The following is a 10,710-nucleotide window of genomic DNA, read 5'->3' as shown; positions in this document are numbered from 1 at the left end:
CTATATAAATTGGTAAATTACTTTTTGAGCAAATCCCTTATTTCGGTTAACAATTCCACTTCGTTGCTTGGTGCTATTGGTGCAGGAGGTGCAGCTTCTTCTTTACGCTTGAGGTGGTTCATAGCTTTTATAACTAAAAACATGGCAAAAGCAACAACAAGAAAGTCTATGATATTGGTAATAAATTCACCATACCTCACAAAAACTTCTGGGGTTGCTTTGGTAATGATATTACCTGATGAGTCCACCACCTCTTTGGTGCCGTTGTGAATCTTCCACTGCAGTTTTGAGAAGTCGGTTTGTCCTATCAATATGCCTACCAAAGGCATTACAATGCCATCGACCAATGAAGTGGTGACCTTGCCAAATGCACCACCTATTACTACACCAATGGCAAAATCGATGAGATTACCTTTAACGGCAAATTCTTTAAATTCTTTGAGCATTCCCATAAAATATATTATTTTTAAAGGTGCGAAAATATGAAACTAAATGATAAAAAAAATAGAAATTCTCTGCCCGCCGCTACAGACTATATTTTAGGCTGCCGTATTAATTATTTTTTTTGCCCTGCTCTCACAAACTATCAATACTTTTGCAGTGCTATAATATTCTAATCATTTAGATGCCGTCGATAAAAAATTGGTTACATGCTGCACGTTTACGAACGCTTCCCTTAGCCTTATCGGGAGTGTTGATGGGGTCGGTATTGGTATATCATTTTAATACCAAATTTTTTTCATGGCCCATATTTGTATTAAATATTCTTACTGCTTTATTGCTACAAATACTCTCAAACTTTGCCAACGATTATGGTGATTTTTTGAAGGGAACTGATAACGATACTCGCATAGGCAATGTGCGTGCAATGCAAAGTGGTGCTATCAATAAAAAGCAAATGCAAACTGCCTTGTTTTTGTTCACTTTATTATCGCTTTGTAGCGGGCTTTTATTATTGTTTATGGCTTTTGGCAAACAAGAAAAAGAATTGCAAAAATTTCTTGTTTTTTTATTGCTCGGCCTTGTTGCCATTGCAGCAGCCATTAAATATACTGTAGGCAAAAAAAATTATGGGTACAGGGCTCTGGGCGACTTGGCAGTATTTATTTTCTTTGGCCCATTAGCTATCTGCGGCACTTATTATTTGCAAATCCAATCCATCGATTGGCCTGTGTATTTCGCAGCAGCAGCAATAGGCTTACTTAGTGTTGGCGTATTAAACATAAATAATATTCGTGATATAGAAAACGACAAGGCCAGTAATAAAACCACCATTGCCAATTTATTAGGCGAACACAAAGCAAAAATATATCATACTATATTGCTCAGTTTGGCCATGACCGCTTTCATTACTTTGGGAATGGTACTATTCGATTCACTGTGGAAGTTTATATCATTGCTTGCATTGGCTCCAATCCTACATAATTCTGTGGCGGTGCTAAAAACACCGATTGGCCCTGCTTTCAATCTATTTTTAAAACAACTTGCATTAAGTACTTTTTTTATGGTTGCTGCTTTTTGCATAGCTTTGCTGTTATGAAATATATATATATCTGTTGGCTCTGCTTAACTATGTTATTAGCATGTAAAAGTAATAAGGAGCAAACCATTGCCTCAAATACTGAACAACAAGATTCAACCATCCCAAAACAACAAGTTAGCCCCAGAACAAATGGTGCTGTAGTATCTCCAACAACCGTGTCTCAATATATTTCGGATACTTTTCTATTGCCCGATGGAACTATAGGTTATGATATATTAAAAGACGGCTCGGTGAAAACGATTCATCAGAACAGAATACCTGGCCTACCTGGCAATCGTGGTTTTGAAAATGCTAGGCAAGCAAATTGTGTTGCTGAAATAATGATTCAAAAAATAACGAAAGGTATATTTCCACCTTCAATTAATATTGACGAATTAAAACATTGTGGTATAAAAACCGAGTAAACTACTATAATAGTATTCTCATTTTAAACCAAGTGGTTTTCTATTTCACAATCCATTATGCGACCATTGCTATGCAGCAAAGTTTTAAGTGGGGGGAGTAGCGATTCAAATTGATGGGGATATAAAGATTGTGGGCCATCGCTCAAAGCATTTTCTGGATTGGGATGTACTTCTATCATAAGTCCGTCGCAGCCCGCTGCCACACTTGCTAGTGCCATAGGTATTACTCTATCTCTATTGCCAGTTGCATGACTTGGATCGGAAAAAACAGGCAGATGGGAAAGCTCCTTCACAATAGGGAAAGCAGCAATATCTAACATATTTCGTACGCTATCGTCGAAAGTGCGTATACCACGTTCGCATAGTATTACTTTCTCGTTTCCACCACTTAATATATATTCTGCAGCCATCAACCACTCTGATATTTTGGCAGCCATACCCCGTTTTAATAATATAGGTTTTTGCAATTTGCCCAAATGAGAAAGCAAATAAAAATTGCTCATATTGCGTGAGCCTACTTGTAATATATCAGCATATTCTGATACTTCATCTATCAAGCTCACATCCATCACTTCGGTCACCACATTCAAGTTATAAGCATCGGCAGCTTTTCTTAATAGTTTCAAGCCTTCTTTTCTAAGGCCCTGAAAGGCATAGGGACTGGTGCGTGGTTTATAAGCCCCACCGCGAATAAATTTTATATGCTGTTTGTGCAAGAACTCGGCGATCTCAAATATCTGGTCTTCATTTTCAACAGAGCAAGGACCTGCTATCATGTTAAATGCATTTCCACCTACACTCACACCATTCACATCGAATTGTGTGGAATTTGCCTGCCATTGTTTAGATGCCAATTTATAAGGTTCTTTAATATCTATTATTTTGGCCACACCTTCCAAAATAGAAATTGCATCCACGCCAAAATTTTGCGGAGCTTTATATATAATAAATAACTGTTTGAGATTTAAAAGTAAGTGGCGATAACGAAGGTTCTTATCGTCCAGCAAGCCCTTTAATTCGTTTAACTCGTTGGGGGTAATATTGTCTTTGAGTAGAAGTATCAAGGAGCTGGCGAGTAGGTAATTTTAAGTTTTACATTGCCCTGCGGCACTATCATTCGGGCACTGCCCACAGGAATTGCTGTTGGTATAGTAACATAGAAGCCATGAATATTGTTTGTGCCCGTAAGCAAATAATTATTCAAAGCATTTTGCAATTGACGGGTAAACGGAAGACTATATTTATTTCCATCATATTGTTTCCCTCCAAAATATGCGGAAGGCAATGACAGCGGATACCCTTGACCCGAAGAGGTATAAAAATATTTGTCGTAACGATCTAAAATGGGCTCTTCTTTTCCTTTACCATCATGGTGAAATAATAATATACTTTTAGGCAATGGATACAGTCCATTAAAAGTATTGTTTAAATCGCCTTCAATTAATATTTCTGCCTTTTGTATGCTCAATCCTTTCCCTTTGGCCATTGCGAAAAAATTAGAAAGGTGGGGTATTTCTACTCGCATTTTGTTTCCGGCAGCGGCTTGTATAAAAGATTGTTGTTGTATTTGCGTAGGATTTGTTCGTGCTATGTCAACAAGAGTACCCGAAAAATTATGGCTAAAAGTGCTGAAATGAAGACCAGGGTTATTGCCATCGATGGTTAATGGAAATGCCACATATTCTGAATCATTATAAAAAATAGTAAGGTGACTGAACTGATAAGTTGAAGTGGTAAATGAAATTACATTTCCGGGGTTATTGGGGTCAGCTTCTATATATAATCCCTTTACCAAATTGGCAAAATCGTTACTCGTTGCCAGAAAACTACCACCGTTTACAATCTTTCGCCCAAAATTAGTATCAACATTAAAACGAACTTGTGGAAGCTCAAAATACTTAGTGCCTTTCACCACAAAATGTATATCGTCATGTATATTATGCAACCCAGTCCAACTACCTACTTTAGCTATTTTATTTACTTTTTGGGTAGATAAGTAAGTAGTATCTTGATACAGTTGGTCGGATATTTCACTTACCATCAACGTTTGCGACTTGGTGGTATCTCCGTATAATACTGTACCCGCAGCATAGCACATGGACAAGCGAACTGAATCGATATGCACCGTGGTAGGAAAAGTTAAATTCTCTTTGGGCAATAATAATCGGAATACCATCCCTGCATCTGTCTTTCCAAACATAAGGTCGTCCAAGTGCCCGATAGGGTGTGCAGGCCATCCTGTACTTCGTAAAGTATCATCGGGAAGCGTATAAGTATTTACTGTAAAAGTATCTATTACTTCTCCCACAAAGCCATCAGAGTTGGTTCCAATACCGATAAGACCTGTGCCTTTTTTACAAGAAAAAGATATAAATAAAATTACAAGAAAAACTAAACTAAATCTATTAGTTATTCTGCGTAATAAGGTCGGCATAAAATTGTGTGTACCCATCAACTGACGATTCTTCTTCAATATGTTTCATTATAGGAGTTCCCATCTTGCCAGCAAATTTATGCAAATCGGGATGTGCTTCATCATGCATTACAAGACCGTCGCTATAACGCACCGCACCCAAATTAAGTTTCATGCAATCGGCATCATGGAAAAATTCCAAGTGTTCTTTTCCAATATTATTCATCGATGCTTTGCGGCTAAAATCTACACCCAATTTTTCGTCGAACTGGTTGTCGAATACCGAATAAACAACTTTTGCATTGCGATATACAGGTTCGTCTTTATATAAAGTTTTGATATATAAGGGAACCAAACTTGTCATCCATCCATGGCAATGAATAATGTCGGGAGCCCAACCTAGTTTTTTAACTGTTTCGAGTGCACCTTTACAAAAGAAAATAGTACGCTCATCATTATCAGTAAAAAATTCTTCTTTGTCGTTTTTGAAAACAAACTTACGTTTGAAATAATCTTCATTGTCTAAAAAGTAAACCTGCATTTTAGCTTCAGGTATTGAAGCTACTTTAATTATAAGTGGATTATCATTGTCGTCAATAGTAATATTAATTCCCGAAAGTCTCACTACTTCATGAAGACGGTTACGTCTCTCGTTGATTACACCAAATCGTGGCATGAGCACTCTAATTTCGTAATCGCGTTGTTGGAGTTTCTCGGGGAGAAGTCTGGCGATATCAGCAACACTTGAAATTTTTAGAAATGGGTCTAATTCATTGGTGATAAAAAGAACCTTGGTTTTCGAACTTGTAATAATTGCCATAATTTAATTTAAGTTGAGAGACACTAAAAAAATTTTTAGTCCTGCAAAGATACTATAAAATAAATTGAAAATAACCAAACTAAATATTCATTATTTTACACTAGGCTATTAAACAGTTCTTTAACTGCTTTTTGACCAGATTTGAGACCTGCCCTCAAAAACCCTAATCGTTCAATATAGCTGCTATTCCTGGCAACTCCTTGCCTTCAAAATATTCAAGCAAAGCCCCGCCACCAGTGGATACATAGCTCACCTCGTTTTCCAATCCAAACTTATTAATGGCCGCTGCCGAGTCTCCACCCCCGATTAAACTGAAAGCTCCAAGTTTGGTTGCTTTTGCCACTGCAAGTGCCACTTCTTTGGTTCCATTCTCAAAACTGACCATTTCAAAAACACCCATGGGACCATTCCATAAAACTGTTTTGGAATTGCTCACCACCTCTGCATAATCTTTGGCGGCATTAGGTCCAATGTCCAATCCCATCCAACCGTCAGGGATTTCTCCGCTGGGCAAATTCTTTATATTGGCATCGTTATTAAATGCATCGGCCACTACTGAATCGGAAGGTAGTAATAGTTGCACTCCTTTTTGTTTCGCTTTCGCCAACAACTCCAAAGTAAGTTCCAGTCGATCATTTTCACAAAGGCTCTTGCCTATTTTGCCACCCTGTGCTTTCATAAAGGTGTAGGCCATGCCCCCTCCTATCAAAATATTGTCAGCCACGTCGAGCAGCTTTTCTATTATCAATAACTTGTCTGATACTTTTGCTCCACCTACAATAGCGGTAAATGGTCGTTCCGTATTTTTCATCACCTTTTGAGCGTTTGCAATTTCGTTGGCCATCAGATAACCAAAACATTTATTGCCTTTAAAAAATTGTGCAATTACTGCGGTAGAAGCATGTGCCCTATGTGCGGTACCAAAGGCATCGTTCACATATATATCGCCAAGGGTGCTTAATTTTTTTGCAAACTCTACATCTCCTTTTTCTTCTTCTTTATAAAAACGCAGATTCTCCAATAATAGTATTTCGCCCGGCTTTAAATTACTAGCTAAGTCGGTAGCTTCTTGTCCAATACAGTCATTGGCAAAATGTACTTTTTTACCAATGATTTCGGCCAAATGAGCCACCAGATGTTTTAATGAGTATTTATCTTGCGGTCCTTCTTTGGGTCTTCCCAGATGGCTCATTAATATACAACTTCCACCATCGTCCAATATTTTTTTTATTGTCGGGATTGTCGCCTGCATGCGGCTGTCATCTGTTATAGCTAAAGTCTCTTTGTCGAGAGGTACATTAAAATCAACACGGATTAGTGCACGTTTGCCGCTAAAATTTAGATTGTCTACTGTTATCATATTATATAATTTGGGGTGCAAAAATAATAGGGAAAGTGGTAAGTGGTAAGGAATAAGTGGTAAGTGGCTGACGCCGAATGGACTTACCAATTATTCCTTGCCACCTTATACTATTTTAATCTCATAAGAAATATCCGCCGCCTTCACCAACATGGCATAGACTCCACAATATTTTTCTAAAGATAATTTTACGGCACGTTCCATTTTTTCGAAATTTTCTGGATTCAAATGGATATAATATATAATTTTAATAGTATGATATATTTTGGGATAATCCTCACTTAATTCACCTTCCACATCTATAGACAAATCACTAAACTCAACTTTCATTTTTTGTAATATAGGTACAATATCCATCCCCGAACAAGCTGCAAGAGCACTTAGTAGCAAAGGTTTTGGGCTTGGCCCCAAATCTTCAGGACTATTATCTAATATAATTTTATGACCTGCAACTTCCGTTTCGAAAGCCATTCCTAATATATATTTTGTAACTGTTTTGTGCGATGACATATATATAATATTAATTTGAAAACATCAATTTTTGTTTTAAGGAATCATCGAGCTCTGGCAATTTATTTCTTTGTATTAAATAAGAGGTTAACTCCGCAAATTCTTTATATATAAAATGACTATCCATGGCCGATTTCAAATATCCTGCACCTGTGCTTCCACCTGTACCAATACGACTTCCTATCATGCGTTTCACCATATTCAAATGCCTTGAACGCCATTGGCCCATCAGTGCATCTATATCCAACAATACACCTATAAGTTCATAGGGCAATTGCAATAAAGGATAGTCACGATAGAGCATAATAAACAAGGCATGCCTATTTGCTCGGGGGCTTAATCTACGCTCAGCAGGATATTCCTTATCGTTCATGAACATCATATTAAATCCAACATCATTTTGTCTTTCTTCGGGTTGCAAAGTTGAAAAATATATATCTTTATATTGTTGCCAAAAAGGATGCTCTGATTGATGTTCATTATCTACTTGTTGCCAAGAAGAATGGTCGAAAAAAGGCATTCGCTCCAGCCAATTATTCACCAATTCTAATAATGAAATTTCTTTTTCTGAATCTTTTACGCGATTAATATCACCTTCGTTCAATTGCGAAGTATAATAGTTTTGTCCGAAGCGTTGTTCAAATTTTAGTCCAAGTGCAGCTTCTAATTGCTTAAATTGTATACTCTGAAAACCTGATGCAGGACGAAGCAAATCTCTAAAATCAAGAAAGTCGAGCGGGGTCATGGTTTCTATAATATCCATTTTGTCGACCAACATTTGTAATATCAGCGTTACCCGACGCAATCTATGAACTACATTCATCAGTTCAGGAGAATTATCTGATATTTGTGGCTGACGAAAAACTTCGCGTGCTATATTCACTTCGTGCATAATTTGCTTGAACCACAGTTCATACGATTGGTGAATAATGATGAATAGCATCTCATCGTCGGCCCTAATGCCTGCCTTACTGCTTTCTGGGGCTTGGGCGTTCAGTATCTTATCCAATTGAAGGTACTCACTATAATATATTGGTTTATGTTCCATAATTATTTATTTGCAAATATTAATGTTTATTCTATTATATAATATGATTTTGGTCATATTTATCTGACTTCAAATTTCGTACTTTCTATATATTCTTTGTCTTTGATTATTATATAATAGAGTCCTTTTGTATAATCTGCTATATCTATTGTTTGCAAATTATTCCCTATCATACTTTTAAAGGGATTATAATATATAAGTCTGCCAGTATTGTCATATATTTCTATTCTGCTATTTGAATTTTTTGTGGCGTTGAATTGTATATTAATGCTATTAGTGGCAGGGTTCGGATATACCAATATATTGTGATATATATTATTTTCTATTTTACTAATTCCACTGGTAGGGTCACCTAAATTAAAATCCCAAATGCCACGGCCGTATGTAGCAAAGCGTGCCGTTTGTGTGCGATCGATAAATTCTACACTCCAATAAGTTTGGTCGGGAGCAACTGTACTTCCTATATATTTCCATGCAGAATCTGCAATACAATATGCATAAGGTCCCGCATCTGTTGCCGCAAATATATATTCTTCCTTGGTGTCCATAGCAAGTTCGAATACCATGGTATTGGGCAATCCTGAAACTCTAGGAAAGAATGTATTTCCATTATCGGTACTCATCCAAAAACCCGCTGTTGAATACCCACTTCCTCCTATATATATTGTATTTTTATTTTTGGTAGAGGGCAATATATAAGCACCGTATAAATAGTGAGCACCGGGGCCTTTGAATTGTTGCGTAGTATCCCACGATTGCCCGCCATCGGTACTTTTCCAAAACAATCCTTGGTCGCTCATTACATATTTGTATTGATGGTTGATAGGTGAAAAAGCAAGAGCAGAAATACGGTCACCTTTTTTGCGTCCAAAATCAAATGATTCTTCCGTAGATTTTAGCTTATTGGTATTGTCATATATAATTTTATATAAATGTGCTTGGTCATTGGCATCACTACCGCCACCTACCCAACATACTCTATTATCATCGGGATCGGCTGCCAATGGTGGTATCCATACTTGTCCCTTACAGCTAAAACTCCAATCGCTGTGCTTATAATTATTTACAATATCATTATAATACATGGTAAATCCTGGATAGTTGCACCAAACACTGTTACCGCTATCGCCACTTACTAAATGTCCGTAATCGCCACTATAGGTTTGTACAAAATCTAAGGTTCCGCCTAAATCATTTGTGCATGCCTGAAATCCTTGGTCCTGTGCCCCCGCATATACTCTTTGAGGATCCGATTTGGCAGTATATACTGAGTAATATTGACTCACATTCAATCCTTTCAAGGATATATTTTCTACACTTTGCAATCCATCACTACTATAATATGTTCCGCCATCGGTATTAATATATATAATCTCTTGGCCATTCTTTCCCTTCTTGGCTAATATAGATTGTATATCGGCATGGAGTTTATATTGCACATCGCCATAATATTCGCCCCATTTATTAAATTGTTTGAAGGTTTTACCCGCATCTCTACTTATCCAACATTCCATATCTCCCAAATAAATATTGTTGGGATTATTAAGGTCGCAATAAAAACTTTTATTGAAGAGGTTTTTATTTAAATACGATTGAAAAGTCCAGCTTTGGCCTGCGTTTACCGAGTAAAACAAACTGTCGTTAATGTAGGCATAAATATAAGTTGATGCTTGAGTTTCGAGACCTGCCAGGTAAGAACTTCCTTTTGCACTTACAGGTATTGTACTTACAAAACTTAAGCTATCAGTATAATACTTTTTTATATATAAAGAATCATCTACCAGTATATATAATTTGCCAGAACCATAAGGTGCTGTCCAGATAGCAAAGTGCGAGGACCCTGCATATATCTTATCATTAAAACTTGTTTCCCAATTAAACGTCTTGCCTTGGTTTTTTGAACTATATATTGAAGTTTGGGCATTCCAACTGGTATAGTTCCAATCGTGGGCCAATATATATACTGTTTTCTGCGAATCGTTTGCTACCACTGCTTGCTCTATATTGCCCCATTTCTCGATATTGTCCAATCCAGCAGCTTTGTTCCAATGTGCCCCTTCATCATCGCTATAATAGGCTTTGTTATTGGAGGTAACAGCCAAAATGCGTTTTTTGCCACCGGCTATATATAATACTTTTACCATTCTTAACCCACCAAATTTTAATTTATCGTTCAATACTTTCCAAGCCGTTCCATTGGAGTTTCCACGCCAAATATTTCCCTGGTCGGAACCTATATATAATAAATTATTGACGGTATCAACATCCATGCATGTGGTGCGTCCGGCATTGTTGGCACTGCCTTTCTCATGCCAGTGACCTTTTAGTTTTCCATTGAAGAAAGAATCGACCCCTCCGCGTAAATTCATCATATCAAAATATTGTGCTTCGCTATTGGAACGATTCACCGTACGCCAATCCACACCAGCGGCTGTGCGGTGTATATGGTTTATATATGCTTCGCGGCCATTATGCAATTCTTCATCCTCTTTTTGGCCTTTGTTAAATTCTGTAGGCTCAGGATAATATATATTCGTATTATTTTGTTTGCTAATTTTATTGCGTATTATATAAGTTGAGTTTTGCTTCTTTCCTACTTTTGTATATATAGT

The 10,710-nt window shown here is 37.1% G+C and carries 10 protein-coding genes; 2 read left to right on the top strand and 8 right to left on the bottom strand.

All coding sequences use genetic code 11. The features are described 5' to 3' along the window. Nucleotides 1-17 precede the first annotated feature (17 nt). Nucleotides 18-452 (bottom strand): large-conductance mechanosensitive channel protein MscL, encoded by a 435-nt coding sequence (gene mscL / locus SGJ10_01785; GenBank protein MDZ4756856.1) that lies wholly within the window; start codon nt 450-452, stop codon nt 18-20. A 173-nt stretch (nt 453-625) separates the two neighbouring features. Here mscL and menA point away from each other — a divergent pair, with 173 nt between their 5' ends. Both menA and SGJ10_01775 read left to right on the top strand, forming a co-directional pair. Then, the gene (gene menA, locus SGJ10_01780) at nt 626-1,540 is read left to right on the top strand and encodes a 1,4-dihydroxy-2-naphthoate octaprenyltransferase (protein MDZ4756855.1); all 915 of its coding nucleotides are present in this window, start codon (nt 626-628) and stop codon (nt 1,538-1,540) included. Beyond that, entirely contained in the window at nt 1,537-1,947 is a 411-nt protein-coding gene (locus tag SGJ10_01775) for a DUF4907 domain-containing protein (protein MDZ4756854.1), read from the top strand. Before menA ends, SGJ10_01775 begins: the two co-directional genes overlap by 4 nt. Nucleotides 1,948-1,970: 23 nt before the next feature. Here SGJ10_01775 and aroF read toward each other — a convergent pair whose 3' ends face one another. The 7 genes from aroF to SGJ10_01740 form a co-directional block, all read right to left on the bottom strand. After that, on the bottom strand, nt 1,971-3,011 hold the full coding sequence (gene aroF, locus SGJ10_01770) for a 3-deoxy-7-phosphoheptulonate synthase (protein ID MDZ4756853.1): 1,041 nt from the start codon (nt 3,009-3,011) through the stop codon (nt 1,971-1,973). Then, entirely contained in the window at nt 3,008-4,381 is a 1,374-nt protein-coding gene (locus tag SGJ10_01765) for a DUF4270 family protein (protein MDZ4756852.1), read from the bottom strand. Before SGJ10_01765 ends, aroF begins: the two co-directional genes overlap by 4 nt. Further along, nucleotides 4,353-5,180 (bottom strand): glycogen/starch synthase, encoded by an 828-nt coding sequence (locus SGJ10_01760; GenBank protein MDZ4756851.1) that lies wholly within the window; start codon nt 5,178-5,180, stop codon nt 4,353-4,355. Before SGJ10_01760 ends, SGJ10_01765 begins: the two co-directional genes overlap by 29 nt. A 163-nt stretch (nt 5,181-5,343) precedes the next feature. Next, the gene (locus SGJ10_01755) at nt 5,344-6,540 is read right to left on the bottom strand and encodes a phosphoglycerate kinase (protein MDZ4756850.1); all 1,197 of its coding nucleotides are present in this window, start codon (nt 6,538-6,540) and stop codon (nt 5,344-5,346) included. A 105-nt stretch (nt 6,541-6,645) separates the two neighbouring features. Further along, entirely contained in the window at nt 6,646-7,050 is a 405-nt protein-coding gene (locus SGJ10_01750; GenBank protein MDZ4756849.1) for an OsmC family protein, read from the bottom strand. A 10-nt stretch (nt 7,051-7,060) separates the two neighbouring features. After that, nucleotides 7,061-8,098 (bottom strand): tryptophan 2,3-dioxygenase family protein, encoded by a 1,038-nt coding sequence (locus SGJ10_01745; GenBank protein MDZ4756848.1) that lies wholly within the window; start codon nt 8,096-8,098, stop codon nt 7,061-7,063. A gap of 59 nt (nt 8,099-8,157) precedes the next feature. Beyond that, the coding region (locus SGJ10_01740) for a T9SS type A sorting domain-containing protein (protein MDZ4756847.1) at nt 8,158-10,710 on the bottom strand (2,553 nt) is incomplete at its 5' end.

This window comes from Bacteroidota bacterium (genome assembly GCA_034439655.1).
GTDB lineage: Bacteria > Bacteroidota > Bacteroidia > UKL13-3 > UKL13-3 > CANJUD01.
The sequence above is the reverse complement of the archived record's forward strand: the minus strand, read 5'-3'. Positions and strand labels throughout refer to the sequence as shown.

Coding starts and splice junctions, on each gene's coding strand:
- SGJ10_01775 (MDZ4756854.1), top strand. CDS start 1,537: ATGAAATATATATATATCTGTTGGCTCTGCTTAACTATGTTATTAGCA.
- mscL (MDZ4756856.1), bottom strand. CDS start 452: ATGGGAATGCTCAAAGAATTTAAAGAATTTGCCGTTAAAGGTAATCTC.
- SGJ10_01760 (MDZ4756851.1), bottom strand. CDS start 5,180: ATGGCAATTATTACAAGTTCGAAAACCAAGGTTCTTTTTATCACCAAT.
- SGJ10_01755 (MDZ4756850.1), bottom strand. CDS start 6,540: ATGATAACAGTAGACAATCTAAATTTTAGCGGCAAACGTGCACTAATC.
- menA (MDZ4756855.1), top strand. CDS start 626: ATGCCGTCGATAAAAAATTGGTTACATGCTGCACGTTTACGAACGCTT.
- SGJ10_01765 (MDZ4756852.1), bottom strand. CDS start 4,381: ATGCCGACCTTATTACGCAGAATAACTAATAGATTTAGTTTAGTTTTT.
- SGJ10_01745 (MDZ4756848.1), bottom strand. CDS start 8,098: ATGGAACATAAACCAATATATTATAGTGAGTACCTTCAATTGGATAAG.
- SGJ10_01750 (MDZ4756849.1), bottom strand. CDS start 7,050: ATGTCATCGCACAAAACAGTTACAAAATATATATTAGGAATGGCTTTC.